This is a genomic window from Pedobacter boryungensis (assembly GCF_013204825.1).
GTDB lineage: Bacteria > Bacteroidota > Bacteroidia > Sphingobacteriales > Sphingobacteriaceae > Pedobacter > Pedobacter boryungensis.
This window is the reverse complement of the sequence record NZ_JABMKV010000002.1, coordinates 568,261-583,658: the sequence shown is the minus strand read 5'-3', so window position 1 is coordinate 583,658 and position 15,398 is coordinate 568,261. Positions and strand designations below refer to the sequence as shown.

Here is a 15,398-nt window from a genome sequence, read left to right as displayed (position 1 = left end):
TAAAAACGTATTGGCATAAAAACTGTTTATTCCTTTTCATCGTATTACATTACGAATTAATTTAATTTACAGAAAACTAAAAATAAAAGTATTTATGGCTTTAAACTTTAAACCTAATGCAGACAGAGTAGTTGTTGAAGCTGCTGCTGCAGAAGAAAAAACGGCTTCTGGTATCTATATCCCTGATACTGCTAAAGAAAAACCTCAGCAAGGTATTGTTGTTGCTGTTGGACCAGGAAAATATGCTGATCAAACTGGAAATTTAATCCCTTTAAGCGTTAAAGTGGGTGATCAAGTTTTATACAGCAAATATGGTGGCACTGAAGTTACTATAGAAGGTACAGAGTATTTAATCATGAGAGATTCTGATATTTTAGGAACACTTTAAAAACGCTGCAATGTTGCGACGTTTTAATGTTGCAATGTTAGCGTAAATCATTAACCGTTGGATTAACATTTCAGCCTTCCAACATTCAAACATTCAAACAAAGAGTAAAAATGGCAAAGCAAGTAAAATATAACGTTGAAGCGAGAGACGCCTTGAAAAGAGGTGTTGACATTTTAGCAAATGCAGTAAAAGTAACTTTAGGACCAAAAGGTCGTAACGTAATTATCGATAAGAAATTTGGTTCACCAGCAATCACTAAAGATGGTGTAACTGTAGCAAAAGAAATCGAATTAAAAGACCCAATCGAAAATATGGGTGCTCAAATGGTTAAAGAAGTGGCTTCTAAAACTGCAGATATTGCAGGTGATGGAACTACTACAGCTACTGTTTTAGCGCAAGCTATTGTAACTGCAGGTATTAAAAACGTAGCTGCTGGTGCAAATCCAATGGATTTAAAACGTGGTATTGATAAAGCGGTTACTGCAGTAGTTGAAAACTTGAAAACTCAATCTCAAGCAGTTGGTGATGACAATAATAAAATTAAACAAGTTGCTTCAATTTCTGCTAATAACGACGACGTTATCGGTTCGTTAATTGCTGAAGCAATGAGCAAAGTTGGTAAAGATGGTGTAATTACTGTTGAAGAAGCAAAAGGTACTGAAACTGAAGTTAAAACAGTAGAAGGTATGCAATTTGACAGAGGTTATTTATCTCCATACTTTGTAACTAATGCGGATAAAATGGAAGCGGAATTAGAAAGCCCTTACATTTTAATCTATGACAAAAAAATCAGCAACATGAAAGAATTGTTGCCTGTTTTAGAAAAAACTGTTCAAACTGGTAAACCTTTAGTAATTATTTCAGAAGACTTAGATGGCGAAGCTTTAGCTACTTTGGTAGTTAACAAAATCCGTGGTTCTTTGAAAGTTGTTGCTGTTAAAGCTCCAGGTTTTGGCGATAGAAGAAAAGCAATGTTAGAAGACATCGCTATCTTAACTGGCGGTATCGTGATCTCAGAAGAAAGAGGTTATAAATTAGAAAACGCAGATTTAACATATTTAGGTTCTGCTGAGAAAGTTGTTGTTGACAAAGACAATACAACTGTAATTAACGGTGCTGGTCAATCAGAAGATATTAAAGCTCGTGTTGGACAAATTAAAGCTCAAATTGAGACTACTACTTCAGATTACGATAAAGAAAAATTACAAGAGCGTTTAGCTAAACTTTCTGGTGGTGTTGCTGTACTTTATGTTGGTGCTGCTTCAGAAGTTGAAATGAAAGAGAAAAAAGACCGTGTTGATGATGCTTTACATGCAACTCGTGCAGCTGTAGAAGAAGGTATTGTTGCTGGTGGTGGTGTTGCTTTCATCCGTGCTGTTGCTTCTTTATCTTATTTAAAAGGTGCTAACGAAGATGAAAACACCGGTATCGCTATCGTAAAACGTGCTATCGAAGAGCCATTACGTCAAATCTGTGAAAATGCAGGTATTGAAGGTTCTATCGTTGTACAAAAAGTAAAAGAAGGTACTGCAGATTATGGTTATAATGCTCGTACCGATGTTTATGAAAACTTAATTGGTGCTGGTGTTATAGATCCAACTAAAGTTTCTCGTGTAGCATTAGAAAATGCAGCATCTATTGCAGCAATGTTATTAACTACAGAAGTTGTTTTAGCTGATGAACCAGAAGAAGCTGGTGCAGCTGGTGCTCACCCTCCAATGGGTGGTGGCGGTATGGGTGGAATGATGTAATCCCTCCAATTCACACTAATAAAAACCCTTAGAGCAATATGCTCTAAGGGTTTTTTTGTGCTCAAAAATTATAGTTAATTTTTTATATTTACGATACCCTATTTGTTTTATCGTGAAATTAGCCCGTATACTGCTTATCAGCTTTTTTTGTGCGCTTGCGTTTCCTGCGTTTGCACAAATCACGATTGGCACAGTAGACCCAGGGCCATATGGTTATGGGAGTAATATTACAGTCCCCATAATTGTTCCTACTACAGGCAATTGCTTACCGATAAACAATAGATTTGAACTTTTTATTTCTGATGCAACAGGAAGTTTTCTAACTGAACAGAAAATTGGGGAATATAATGGGTTTTATTCCACCTTTATAAATGGAGTCATTCCTACATTGCCTCCTCTACTCCCAAGTGATAATTATAAACTAAGGATTAAAGTTTCAGGAAACAATACGATTGTAACTTATCCAGGAACGATACGCATTAGAGCGATTGCAGTTCAGAACGCTGCAGTAACACCGTCTCAAGCAGATCAAGTGCTTGGAATAGATACCTACGGTTACTGCGGAAGCTCAATTAGTGATAATCAATCTATCATATTAACAAATAACAGTCATAGTTCATGGACCAGTTTAAATTTGACTGTTAAAAATGAGCTTTCAAATACAACTCAAAATTATGCTCCTGGTCCAGTTGGCTTTCAAATAACTAATATCAATAATTCATATTACACAGCAGTTCTAGAAGGATCTCGTGTTGTTCTTGGGGAAACTATTAAATCAATAAAATCATATTTACTTCTTAATAGTTCCTCTAAAGTCAGTATAGAATCAACAGGCGATGGCTTTGGATGTATTGATCCTACTACTGGACTTGGCGCTATGGTTTCTTATTCAGTAAATATTAATACAACAACTGGGATTGGAAATAATTATCCAGGATCTAGATATAGCATCAATTGGGGTGATGGGACATCTTCTGATGTATTTACCCATTGTCAGTTAATTAATCAAAATGGGGTTATTTCCCATAATTTTATGGCAACCTCATGCGGTCAACCTGCAATCAATTTAGGCAATGGTAATATTGTCCAAAATGCATTTAATGTAAGTATCAGTACGATAAATCCCTTCTGTTCAGCAGACCCGAATTCAGCAACAACTTTTGCTAAAATATTTATTAAGCCAATTGCACGAATAAACCCAAGCTTACCAACTGCCTGTACAAATCAGCCCGTTACTTTTACCAATAATACCGTAGCAGGTAATAACTCTAATTGTAGTACAACAATGTTATATGAATGGTATGTAAATGGCATATTAACAGCGGTATCACAAAATTTCACACACACTTTCACGACACACGGAGTTTATCAAGTTAAATTAATAGCAAAGAATAATGTTGGAATTTGTACACCATCTGAAGAAATAAGAACCATTTGTATTCAAGACCCACCTGTGCCAAGTTTTAACTTTAATGGAAATAATGGTGCAACAGTTTGTGTTCCAAGTATTTTAAAACCAACAAATACATCTATTATAGATAATATTTGTAATCCAAATAATACATATTCATGGTCGGTATCACCTGCTGTTACATTTTCAAACGGAACAAACGCAAACAGCGCCGAGCCAGAATTCAACTTTACAACACCTGGCATTTATCAAGTGGTTTTATCTGTTTCAACAGCATCATGTGGCACAGTATCTTCTACATCACAAACTGTTATAGTGAATGGCCCACCTACCATAAGTTTATCTCCTAATGCTGCTCTTTGTAATATAAGCACATACGATTTTAACCCAACTACAAATGGGCCAACCAAAACTTCATTTACAGGTACACAGGTTGATTTACCAACAACATATACATGGACAGTTACAGGAGGGGCTTATACTTTCACAGGTGGAACAAATGCTAACACAAAGTATCCATCCATTCAATTTTCTGATTATACCACTTATACTGTAACTGTTACCCATACTAATTCTTGTGGTACGCTTACACGAAGTCAAACTATTTCCTTTACAAGTGCACCAGTTGTAGATGCAGGTATTGATCAAATTATTTGTTATAATGATCCATTAGTAAATTTAAATGGAAGTGTTACAGGCACTACTACAAATGTAGTTTGGGTAGGTGGTAATGGAGTTTTCCTACCTAATAGAAATGCAATAAATGCTACTTATACGCCAACAACTACTGAGAGAAATGCAGGTCAGGTAACATTAACTTTAAGAGCTACAACTTCTTTACCAGCTCCGTGTAATCAAATAGATAATGATATAATTATCTCGATTAGAAAGGACGTAATTGTAAGCAGTGCGAATGCTAAAACTATTTGTACAGGAAATAATGTAAACTATAACATCACTTCTACAACTGCTGGAGCTAGTTTTACTTGGACAGCATCAGGGAATACAAATGCGAGCGGTTTCAACAATGGGAGCGGCTTAACTATTTCGGATGTACTTACAAATAGCGACCCTAATGTTAATGCAACCGTAACATACACCATTACTCCCACTGCAAACGGCTGTGTAGGCAATCCTTTTACATTCACAGTTACAGTAACTCCAAATCCAATTGTTACGCCAACTGCTGCAAATCCAACTATTTGTAGTGGACAAGGTGCTGGAATTACGTTAACTTCTAACCTTGGACCTACAACAAAATACACATGGACAACTAGTGCAACAGGAGGAGTAACCGGAAATACACCTAACGCTACTCCTACTACAACAGCTAGGATAAACCAAATTTTAACAAACATAGGCAATGCGACTGGCACAGTAACCTATACCATCACTCCTATTTCTGCCAATGGATGTCCTGGAACACCAGTACCAATTACCATAACTGTTGAACCCCAACCTACTCCTCCAAATGCAGGAGTAGATGAAAGTATTTGCAATGCTAATGATTATGCCTTGAAAGGAAATCGACCTGATGTAGGCACGGGGAAATGGACTGAGATTTCTAACATTGGGGGAGTTACTTTTGATGATGAAACCTTGTACAATACAACTGCTCGTGGTTTACAACCTGGCAATACCTATGCCTTTAGATGGACAATAACTGGATCTGCGAGTTGCACACCAACCTCTGATGATGTTTTAATAACCGTTAATCCTGTGTCTGTTGGGGGTACTACGTCTGGTGATGCACCTGTATGTGCTGGCAGTAATACAGGTACAATTACATTGAGCGGTCAAATTGGGAATGTAATAAGATGGGAAAGTTCTACAGATAATGGAGTTACATGGTCACCAATAACAAATACCACAACTACATTAACATATAACAATTTAAATGCTACAACTCAATATAGAGCGGTTGTACAAAGTGGAGCATGCGCACCTGCAAACTCTAGCGTTTCTATAATAACTGTAAATCAAGGCGCAGTAGCAGCAAGTGCCGGTATGGATCAAGTTCTATGTAATGAGAATACAACTACCCTTGCTGGAAATAACCCTTCTCCAAATACTGGGGTATGGACCTTAATTTCTGGACAAACCGGAGTATTATTTACAGCCAATCAATTTGACACTAGAGTAACTGGCTTAGTTGGTGGTCAAACTTATATTTTCCGTTGGACGGTTTCTGGGTTGGCACCATGTCCTGCAACAAGTGACGAGGTAACCATTACCAATTTATCAGCATTGCAAAACAATATTATTTCTACTCCAACAACTATAGTATGTAACGGTCAAACCATCACCTTAGTAGGTAGTGCACCAACTGGTGGAAATAATATCTATACTTACATATGGCAAAGCAGCGCAGATGGTGGCACAACTTGGAACACAATTAACGGTCAAACTAACCGCGATCTTACACTAACCGTTTCTACTAGTTTATCGTATCGTCGTATCGTAAATAGTGGAACATGCTCAACTCCTAGCAACCCTATTGCAATAACGGTTTTACCCCCAATTGCGACAAATACAATTGCTGGCGATCAAACCATTTGTATCACTACAACTCCTACTCAACTTACAGGCACACAACCAACGGGAGGAGATGGAACAAACTATACTTACCAATGGGAGCAAAGTATAGATAATGGAACAACTTGGAGCTTGGCACCAGCTGGTAATTCACCTAATTATTCTCCACCTGCTATTACACAAACAACAGTATACCGTCGTTTAGTTAGTAGCGGTGCCTGTACAGGTAGCCAACAAAGCATAAGTAATGTGGTAAAAATTACGGTTAACCTCAATGCAAAAGCAGAATTTACTTTTACTGCCGATGTAGGTTGTGTTCCTTTTAAAATTGATGGCAATAACGTTAAAGCAGTACCATATCCAACTCGTAATGCAACGTACACATGGTTTGCAAACGGAACACAGATTGGAACAGGAGTTAATTTCCCAAGTGCAGGTTATACTATAAATACAGATAATAGTAGTGTAGAAATTAAATTAGTTGTAACGAGTAGCTTGGGCTGTGTTCAAGACGAAATGAAACATACGTTTAGCACAAGGCAAACTATTACATCGTCTTATAGACAAACAGCAACAGAAGGTTGCGGTCCATTAGACGTTACCTTTACCAATACTTCCACATCGTTAACTGGAGTAACATTTCTATGGGATTTTGGCAATGGTACAACATCTAACCTAGCAAGCCCACCGCCAATAAGATTTTTAGTAGATCCGACTGGAAAAGATATTACCTATACCATTACATTAACAGCTACAACACCTTGTGGTTCTAGTTCTACTTCATCAACTGTGTTTATAAAAGCAAATCCAATTTCAGTCTTTTCTCCTGATAAAGTTGTTGGCTGCTCGCCTTTTACAGTAAACTTTAGTAATACCTCTCCAGGTGGAACAAATACCTATACTTATGATTTTGGCGATGGAAGTGCTCTCATAACTACCAACAATAAAAACTCGGTTTCTCACATCTATACAACAGGCAATAGCATTAAAACTTATATCGTTACCATGACTGCCCAAAACGATTGCAGTTCAGATGTATCTCAATATTCGATACAGGTTTCACCAAATACAATTACCCCTGAGTTAGTGGTAAATAGTAATGAGTTACGTGGCTGCGCTCCCTTAACAGTACATTTCTTCAACAATACTTCAGGGGCAAATTCATTCACCTACACTTTTGGTGATGGAGCAACTGCAACTACACTATCTGCCCCGGAAACCGTTACCCATATTTTTACACAACCTGGAACCTATACTGTTAGGCTAGATGCCACCAATGGTTGTTCTAATGCTAGCACTACCGAAACCATTACAGTTCTTCCACAACCAAAGGCAGAATTTCATGGCGATATATTAGTGGGTTGTGCCGGATTAAATGTTAAATTCACCAACAATAGTACAGATGGTATAAGTTACTTGTGGGAATTTGGTGATGGAAGCACTTCTCGAGATGTAGCACCAAGCCATATTTACAATGGACCAGCCGCCTACTACACAGTAAAGCTAACTACCTATAATAATTTAGGCTGTCCAAATACAGCAACCCTTACCGATTACATTAGAATTGTTGGACCACCAAAAGCAGATTTTTCTGTCTCACCAGCACCAGTAATTAGCATTCCAACCTACACATTTAAGTTTACTGATGAGAGTACAAACTCTCCTAAAACATATAAATGGACTTTTGGTGACGGTGATGCTTCTTTACAAAGAGATCCAACGCATACTTATGCTGATACCGGAAAATATATGGTAACCATGAGAACATACAATGAATATGGTTGTGTAGATAGCATCCAAAAGCAAGTGCAAATAATAGGTGTACCTGGTTATATGTTTGTACCAAATTCATTCATACCTGGTAGCACAAGTACACAATTACAAAAATTCATGGCAATAGGTTCTGGTATTAAATCTTGGCACATGTCTGTATTTAATAAATGGGGTCAAGTACTTTGGGAAACCACTCAGTTAAATGATGGCAAACCAGTAGAAGGTTGGGATGGAACATATAAAAACACACCGCAGCCGCAAGGAATTTATTTCTGGAAAATAGACATAGAATTTATAAACGGCTCAGAGTGGAAGGGAATGACGTACGATAGCTCGCCTCCTAAACGAACTGGCTCTATATATTTAATAAGATGATGAAAAGAATTGCCATAGGGATTTTATTAATAACCTTAAGCTGTAATATACTAAAAGCTCAAGATCATCTATTCTCTCAGTTTTTTAATGCTCCTATCTATTTAAATCCATCACTAACTGGTCAATTTGATGGAGATATTAGATTAAACATGATTTATAGAAATCAATGGAGCTCATTGGGTGGAGATTTATCTTATATCAATGCCTCAGTAGATGTGGCCGTTCCAAAATTAGCCGGCGGTGTTGGCTTATCATTCAACAGAAGCAGCGAAGGCACAGCATATTTAACCAAAAACAATATTGCAGCAACATATTCCTATAGTGTAGGGGGTGATGATTTTCTAGCATCTTTTGGTATACAAGCTGGTTTTACCAATCGTTCAATTGATTGGAGTAAATTGGTTTTTGGAGATCAAATTGACAGAAGATTGGGTTACATACCTGGCAGCATATCATCGGCACAATTACCAGATGTTTCAAACCGCTTTTTCTTTGATCCTGCGGTTGGAGTAAATTTTGTATATCGCAATGCAATGTTAGGTGCATCAGTATATCATATCAATAAACCAGATGAATCTTTTAGTGGTACACAAGCTAAGCTACCCATGCGTATGTCCATAAATGCCAGCTTTAAAATGCCTTTAAGTTACAATTACGATTATACCGAAGATGAAGGTGCCTTTCTAATCCCATCCGTTGTTTATTACAAACAAGGCAACGTAAGTTCCATAAGTGCAGGCGCTCAATTCAAATACAAAGGCTTCAATACCGGCATTTGGTACCGTACCAATCAAGAAGGTGGATCAGATGCCCTGGTATTTTCTTTAATTATAGATATCTTTCTAAAACGTAGCGATACTGAAAAAATAAGAGTAGGCTTAAGTCATGATGCAACCACTTCTAAATTAAATTATACAAATACCAGTGGTACAACAGAAGCAAGCATAGGTTACGAAAAATACTGGCCAAATAGTACACGCACTAAAAAATACAATGGATTACGCTGCTCTAACTTTTACTAGGCAAACTTAACACTCCTAATCAGCGTTATTTAACTATTACGTTATAACCCAATACATATGCAAAGTTTTTTTGATAGCAGTCATTTTATCACACAAAGTGAAGTCAATAAGTTTTTAATAGCCACACTACTTTGTGGATTAATTGGCGTAGAACGAGAATTTAGAAGCAAACAAGCTGGTCTAAAAACCATGATTATGATTGGTTTGGGTTCAACGCTATTCACTATTTTATCAGTTAAAATAGGGTTGAATAGTCAAGATCGTATAGCCTCTAATATTGTGACTGGAATTGGTTTTTTAGGTGCTGGAGTAATATTTAAGGAGGATAATCAAGTAAAAGGTTTAACAACTGCCTGTGTAATTTGGATTGTAGCAGCAATAGGCATGGCCGTTGGATCTGGCTATCACGAACAAGCAATAGGTGTAACGATAGTGGTACTACTTGCTCTACTTATTTTTCCGTATGTAGAGAATTTCGTAGAAAGACGCTTTACTAAAAGAACATACCGAATAGTTAAAAAATATGAAAATGAAAGCTTAGATGCTTATGAGGAATATATCAGAACTTCAAAACTGAAACTTCACAGAGGCAAACAAGAATTAGCAAACGGTATAATTAGTGGTACGTGGGTAGCAGTAGGCAGTCCCAAAAACCATAAAAAATTTGTAGATAGAATGTTGCAAGATCATAAGATTATTGCATTTGATTTTTAAATGAATTCTTTTCCCTCAATTTCATCTAACAATTCATGCAACCAATATAAATCAGTTAATAAATCTTTAAAATCTATTGGCAAAGCGTCCATATTATAAAAAAGATAATCAGCTAACATTTTTCTTAAATTCCTATTTAATCTCTTTGCAGGAACTGTTTTTATAAAAACCTTAAACTCATGTAAGATATTTTCAGAGATTTCAGCATTTACTAATGTATTTGTTTGTGTTGTATTTGTCTCTTCCATATCTTACTTTGTTTAAATTCTATTCATCAATTTAATTTTTTCTATTACATTTATAATAATAATACAAGTTTACTCACAATAAATGAGCAATACAATACCAAAAGAGTTTTAAATTCACAAAATGAAGGATAAAATCGACAAATCACTGATTTTAAGCAGAATAAAATTTCACTATAAATTTAAATCAGATGCACAGTTAGCAAGATTTCTAGGTCTAGGAACAAACACACTCGCTAATTGGTACACAAGGAATACAATTAATTATGATTTGATATTCACAAAATGCGATGAACTAAATCCCAATTGGATTATTACAGGCGAAGGTCGGCCAACAAAAGCATATACAAATACAGAAGAAAATGGTGCTTCAACTGTCACAGAACAAGAAGTAAAAAACCAAACTGAATATAATCAACTTACCGAAATAGAACGTTTACATCAAATTATTACTTTACAAGAAGGAACAATTGCGGCGCAAGCTAAAACGATAGAAGTAATGAATAAACTAATTAATGCCAAGGATAAATAGTAATTCAGCTTCAAATGAAATAACGGAAATTATTGTCTTTGATTTTTGAGGTTCTCAAAAAACTTTTCCTTCCTTAGTTGAAGATTTAGCACTTTTTCGTCTACAACTATTGTATTTGATAGACTATCATGCCATGGTCTACAAGGTGTTCCTAAAGCACTCAGTGCATTAAAAGGTATTGCTCTAATAAAGTTTCTAATAAATGCATCTTTCATATTTAACGTACCACCGTCATTCTTAACTGCTTTGGTTCCTGTAATTAACTTACCTAACGATTTCCCTTGAAAAGCAGCTTCAATCAGAAACATAACTAAACCATACAGAACCAGTCCAACCAATCTCTCTTCTATCCTATTGATGTTCATCTCAGAAACACTATATGGAATTAACATCTCTATAATAAAACTTATAAAAACAATAATGATGTAATAAACAGTACCATCGATAAGATAGTTTGCCAATCGCTTCCCTGAATTCGCTCTACAATATTCTAAATTTATATTACTACTTTGAATTTCCATTTTAGGTTCATTACTAAATTAATATTGCCTTTAAGCTACTGAATATATCATACTAATCAAATTTAAAAACCAAAGCATGTTTCAAACCCTTTGTATCTTTTGGCAAAACAATTTCAAAATCATTACCAATCTGTTTCCATTTTACAACACTTTTAACCCCTAATAAGGAAACCCTTTTAGGTATTTTAGGCAATGATTTAAGCATAATTTTAGCAGGAACTACACTTTTTTCATTAATCAAATACAGCGCATAAATATTCCCCCTTTTACCTTTTGTAAAACAGACATTCTCAGATTTATAAGGAGCAATTGGCTCAGTTTCATAAATGGATTCCTTATTGATATCCATCCATTGCCCAATCTCGGTTAAGCGCTGCAAAACAATTTCAGGAAAAGTTCCATCAGGCTTTGGACCAACATCTAATAAAAAATTGCCGCCTTTAGCAACAATATCTACTAATAAATGAACTAGCGTATTGGCACTTTTATAGTTGTCGTTTGGCACATACCCCCAAGCATCACCCATTGTCATACAGGTCTCCCAAGGATAATTTAATGGCTTTTCAGGAATTTTTTGCTCAGGGGTTTGGTAGTTTTCATATTCGCCATGTACTGTTCTATCTACCATGATTAATCCTGGTTGTTTTGCCCTAGCCATCTTGGCGATTTTTGGCATGTCAATATCTTGATCCCAAGCCGGGATAGGCGCACCCCAAGACAAAACCTCTTCATTAACCGTTGCCTTCGGTCTTACCCAACCGCCATCAAGCCATAAAATATCAACTTTACCATAATCGCTCATCAATTCTTCTATTTGATTATAAGTAAATTGTTTAAACTGTTGCCAACGTTGTGGATGCAAACGAATATCGTAATTGTTATTACGATCTGGAGTCGCATAACGTGGCCACCAATAATATTCGCTATGCCAATCTGGTTTAGAAAAATAAGCACCAATCATAAATCCTTCATTTCTAAAAGCCGAGAAAACTTCTTTAACAATATTCGCTTTTGGATTTGAAGAAAAAGGAACATCAGCCCCTGTAATTTTGTAATTAGATTGTTTAGTATTGAACATTGCAAAACCATCGTGATGTTTAGTCGTAAACACCACATACTGCATTCCTGCTTTTTTAGCATAACCCGCCCAAATAGTGGGGTCAAAATTTACAGGATTAAATTGTTTATTGAGATCGAAATACCACTTTTTATATTTTTCATAATTAAGGGTGCTGTCACGAGGTATCCAAGATGCATCCTCAGAATTAATACTCCACGATTCTACAATCCCAGGAATACTATAAATACCCCAATGCATAAAGAGCCCAAATTTTTTACCTCCCCATTGAGATAATTTAGCCGCAACTTTGGCATCTGTAGGTGGTTGATAGATTTGTGCAAAAGTTAAAAAACTGATGAAAAGGAAATAAATTAAAGCTGGTATTTTTTTCATAAAACGATTTTAAACTTCGTATCACAAAATACACAAATATCATTAAAAGTATATAGCTTTGTTAACGATGCAAAACGAACAGATTTCAGTTTTCGACATATTCAAAATAGGTATTGGTCCCTCGAGTTCCCACACTTTAGGGCCGTGGCGAGCTGCACAACAATTTACAACTTCCTTAAAAAAGCAAGATTTATTAAATGAAGTTGAGCAAGTAAAAATACTTTTATATGGTTCTTTGGCCAAAACAGGTAAAGGACATGGAACTGATATCGCCATTTTATTGGGTTTAGCTGGTGGCGATCCCGTAACTTTTGATGTAAACGCAATTGATAGCACCGTTGAAGAAATTAAAATTAGTCAGAAATTACTTTTAGGGGGCGAAAAAACCATCGAATTCTCTTACACAGATGATTTGATGTTCCTCTTTACAGAAAGTTTACCTTTTCACCCGAATGCAGTCACCTTCCAAGCATTTTTAAGTACAGGCAAAGCCTTTACGGAAACCTATTATTCAATTGGCGGTGGTTTTGTTGTTAAAGAAGGTGAAAATGGTAGTGAAAAAGACCAGGTAGATCTTCCATTTCCAGTAGAAAAAGCAAGTGAACTTTTACACTGGTGCTTATCTACAGGCTTAAAAGTAAGCGGAGTAGTGTTAGAAAACGAGGCAGCCTGGCGACCAGAAGCTGAAACTAAAAAAGGTATTTTAAAGCATTTTCAAGTAATTAAAGAATGTATTTATCGCGGTTGTCATACTGGTGGTTTTTTACCTGGCGGATTAAATGTTGCCCGCAGAGCATCAGCTTTAAATAAACGATTAATTAACGGACAAACTTATACGGATTACGATAGTTGGGTAGCCGCTATTAGAAACGGTGGTAATGGTTTTAATTATATTCTAGACTGGGTAAGCTGCTTCGCTTTAGCTGTTAACGAAGAAAATGCTGCTTTTGGAAGAGTAGTTACAGCGCCAACAAATGGAGCAGCGGGAGTTATACCAGCAGTTTTACAATATTATATTGCTTTTTGCGATGGTTATGAGGAAGAAAAGATAATTCAATTTATAGCTTGCGCATCTGAAGTTGGAAGTATTTTTAAAAAAGGCGCCACAATCTCAGCAGCTATGGGAGGTTGTCAGGCAGAAATTGGCGTATCATCTGCTATGGCCGCTGCTGCGTTAACAGAATGTTTAGGTGGTTCTCAACGACAGGTTTTAATGGCTGCAGAAATAGCAATGGAGCATCATTTAGGATTAACCTGCGATCCAATTGGTGGGCTAGTACAAATTCCATGTATAGAACGAAATACGATGGGTGCCATCAAAGCGATAACAGCAAGTCAGTTGGCATTACAAAGTAATCCTGATAAGGCTAAAGTAAGTTTAGATGCCGTAGTAAATACCATGTGGGAAACTGCTTTAGATATGAACTCTAAATATAAAGAAACTTCTGATGGCGGATTGGCGACCAATATTCCATTAAGTTTGCCAGAATGTTAACCAAAAGCAATGATTAAATTCGGAATAAGCATTTTACTTGCTGAACGTCCCGATTGGCGAAAACAAAAAATTGCCCTTGTTACCAATAATGCTGCTACAACTGAAAACGATATTCCATCGCATTTAGCATTGATCAAAGCTGGTTTTAATATTGTTAAACTATTCTCTCCAGAACATGGTTTTAACACTAAAGGTGCCGATGGCGAGAAAATGCCCGATGGTTTTGATGTGGCAACAAAATTACCCATCATCAGTTTATACAGTGAAAAATTAAAACCAAATGCTACTGATTTAGCAGATGTAGACCTTGTTCTATTTGATATTCCAGACATTGGCGCCAGATTTTACACCTATTTGTGGACTTTAACTTACCTAATTGAAGCCTGTAAAGAATATAATAAACCACTTATAATTTTAGACAGACCCAATCCCATTGGTTTAGATCTAGCTCAAATTGAAGGTCCAATGTTAGATGAGCTAAATTGTTCATCGTTTATTGGTCGGTGGGACATTCCTTTACGCCACAGCTGTACTTTGGGCGAATTAGCATTGTACTTTAACGATATAAAAAACATTAATGCTTCAGTTACAGTTATTAAGTGTGAGCAATTAAGCAGAAGTGACTTTTTCCCCAACTGGGGGATAAATTTCACACCTACATCTCCAGCCATTAATAGCTTTAATGCCGCAATTTTATACCCCGGACTAGGAATGCTCGAAGCTACAAATTTAACCGAAGGACGAGGGACAAATCTATCCTTTCAAATGGTTGCTGCACCTTGGCTAATGCATGCTTCAGAAATACAAAAACAGCTAGAAGATGTTTTACACATAGAAGCTATTACTACCATTCCTAAAGAAGCGAAATTTGCTGGCGAAATTTGCAATGGGCTTTATATTTCTCCGAAAAACTATAATGAATTTGATGCCGTAAAGACTGGTCTATTGCTGATTAAGCTCATTAAAGATAGCCATCCCTTGCATTTTAAATGGCAACCCTACTTAACTAATGCTAATCCCGATGGCACTAAACACCTGGATAAACTTTTAGGTATTGCAAATAGTGAAGATTTATTTGAGCTACCCTTATCGGATTTTGAAAGTACTATAAATAATTTGTGTACTGTATCCGCATTTCAAGAAAAAGTTAAACCTTACTTACTTTACGAATAAATACTCTTAT

Annotated in this window: 11 protein-coding genes; 8 read left to right on the top strand and 3 right to left on the bottom strand. The window is 36.3% G+C overall.

Annotated elements, in window-relative coordinates:
* Window positions 1-94 precede the first annotated feature (94 nt).
* The 5 genes from groES to HQN85_RS09090 all read left to right on the top strand — a co-directional run bounded on the left by groES (window position 95) and on the right by HQN85_RS09090 (window position 9,969).
* Complete coding sequence (groES, locus tag HQN85_RS09110; protein ID WP_048907794.1) at window positions 95-388, top strand: co-chaperone GroES; 294 nt, start codon at window positions 95-97, stop codon at window positions 386-388.
* Window positions 389-498: 110 nt separating this feature from the next.
* Window positions 499-2,139 (top strand): chaperonin GroEL, encoded by a 1,641-nt coding sequence (gene groL, locus HQN85_RS09105; RefSeq protein WP_173271437.1) that lies wholly within the window; start codon window positions 499-501, stop codon window positions 2,137-2,139.
* A gap of 112 nt (window positions 2,140-2,251) precedes the next feature.
* The gene (locus HQN85_RS09100; RefSeq protein ID WP_173271435.1) at window positions 2,252-8,233 is read left to right on the top strand and encodes a PKD domain-containing protein; all 5,982 of its coding nucleotides are present in this window, start codon (window positions 2,252-2,254) and stop codon (window positions 8,231-8,233) included.
* Window positions 8,230-9,255, top strand: coding sequence for a PorP/SprF family type IX secretion system membrane protein (locus HQN85_RS09095; RefSeq protein WP_173271433.1), 1,026 nt, complete (start codon window positions 8,230-8,232; stop codon window positions 9,253-9,255). The genes HQN85_RS09100 and HQN85_RS09095 overlap by 4 nt, the downstream gene beginning before the upstream one ends.
* 57 nt (window positions 9,256-9,312) lie before the next feature.
* Window positions 9,313-9,969: an MgtC/SapB family protein gene (locus HQN85_RS09090; protein ID WP_173271431.1), complete on the top strand. Its 657-nt coding sequence runs from the start codon at window positions 9,313-9,315 to the stop codon at window positions 9,967-9,969.
* On the opposite strand, the gene HQN85_RS09085 is transcribed toward HQN85_RS09090, so the two are convergent.
* Entirely contained in the window at window positions 9,966-10,217 is a 252-nt protein-coding gene (locus HQN85_RS09085) for a hypothetical protein (protein ID WP_173271429.1), read from the bottom strand. The genes HQN85_RS09090 and HQN85_RS09085 overlap by 4 nt on opposite strands.
* Window positions 10,218-10,338: 121 nt before the next feature.
* On the opposite strand from HQN85_RS09085, the gene HQN85_RS09080 reads away from it, so the two are divergent.
* The gene (locus tag HQN85_RS09080; protein WP_173271427.1) at window positions 10,339-10,746 is read left to right on the top strand and encodes a helix-turn-helix domain-containing protein; all 408 of its coding nucleotides are present in this window, start codon (window positions 10,339-10,341) and stop codon (window positions 10,744-10,746) included.
* A 29-nt stretch (window positions 10,747-10,775) separates the two neighbouring features.
* Here HQN85_RS09080 and HQN85_RS09075 read toward each other — a convergent pair whose 3' ends face one another.
* Together HQN85_RS09075 and HQN85_RS09070 are read right to left on the bottom strand one after the other, a co-directional pair.
* Entirely contained in the window at window positions 10,776-11,267 is a 492-nt protein-coding gene (locus HQN85_RS09075; protein ID WP_173271425.1) for an RDD family protein, read from the bottom strand.
* Window positions 11,268-11,319: 52 nt separating this feature from the next.
* Window positions 11,320-12,720 carry an alpha-L-fucosidase gene (locus HQN85_RS09070; protein ID WP_173271423.1) on the bottom strand — a complete coding sequence of 467 codons (1,401 nt, stop codon included), beginning with the start codon at window positions 12,718-12,720 and terminating at the stop codon, window positions 11,320-11,322.
* A 67-nt stretch (window positions 12,721-12,787) separates the two neighbouring features.
* Between HQN85_RS09070 and HQN85_RS09065 the strand changes: the two genes are divergently transcribed.
* Both HQN85_RS09065 and HQN85_RS09060 read left to right on the top strand, forming a co-directional pair.
* A complete protein-coding gene (locus HQN85_RS09065; protein WP_173271421.1) occupies window positions 12,788-14,215 on the top strand; it encodes an L-serine ammonia-lyase in 1,428 nt (475 codons plus the stop codon).
* A 9-nt stretch (window positions 14,216-14,224) separates the two neighbouring features.
* Entirely contained in the window at window positions 14,225-15,388 is a 1,164-nt protein-coding gene (locus tag HQN85_RS09060) for an exo-beta-N-acetylmuramidase NamZ family protein (protein WP_173271419.1), read from the top strand.
* Window positions 15,389-15,398 lie beyond the last annotated feature (10 nt).

Excerpts from the sequence above, each read along its gene's own strand:
- HQN85_RS09090 (WP_173271431.1), top strand. The coding sequence starts at position 9,313 with ATGCAAAGTTTTTTTGATAGCAGTCATTTTATCACACAAAGTGAAGTC.
- HQN85_RS09095 (WP_173271433.1), top strand. The coding sequence starts at position 8,230 with ATGATGAAAAGAATTGCCATAGGGATTTTATTAATAACCTTAAGCTGT.
- groL (WP_173271437.1), top strand. The coding sequence starts at position 499 with ATGGCAAAGCAAGTAAAATATAACGTTGAAGCGAGAGACGCCTTGAAA.
- HQN85_RS09065 (WP_173271421.1), top strand. The coding sequence starts at position 12,788 with ATGCAAAACGAACAGATTTCAGTTTTCGACATATTCAAAATAGGTATT.
- HQN85_RS09080 (WP_173271427.1), top strand. The coding sequence starts at position 10,339 with ATGAAGGATAAAATCGACAAATCACTGATTTTAAGCAGAATAAAATTT.
- groES (WP_048907794.1), top strand. The coding sequence starts at position 95 with ATGGCTTTAAACTTTAAACCTAATGCAGACAGAGTAGTTGTTGAAGCT.
- HQN85_RS09085 (WP_173271429.1), bottom strand. The coding sequence starts at position 10,217 with ATGGAAGAGACAAATACAACACAAACAAATACATTAGTAAATGCTGAA.
- HQN85_RS09075 (WP_173271425.1), bottom strand. The coding sequence starts at position 11,267 with ATGGAAATTCAAAGTAGTAATATAAATTTAGAATATTGTAGAGCGAAT.
- HQN85_RS09070 (WP_173271423.1), bottom strand. The coding sequence starts at position 12,720 with ATGAAAAAAATACCAGCTTTAATTTATTTCCTTTTCATCAGTTTTTTA.
- HQN85_RS09060 (WP_173271419.1), top strand. The coding sequence starts at position 14,225 with ATGATTAAATTCGGAATAAGCATTTTACTTGCTGAACGTCCCGATTGG.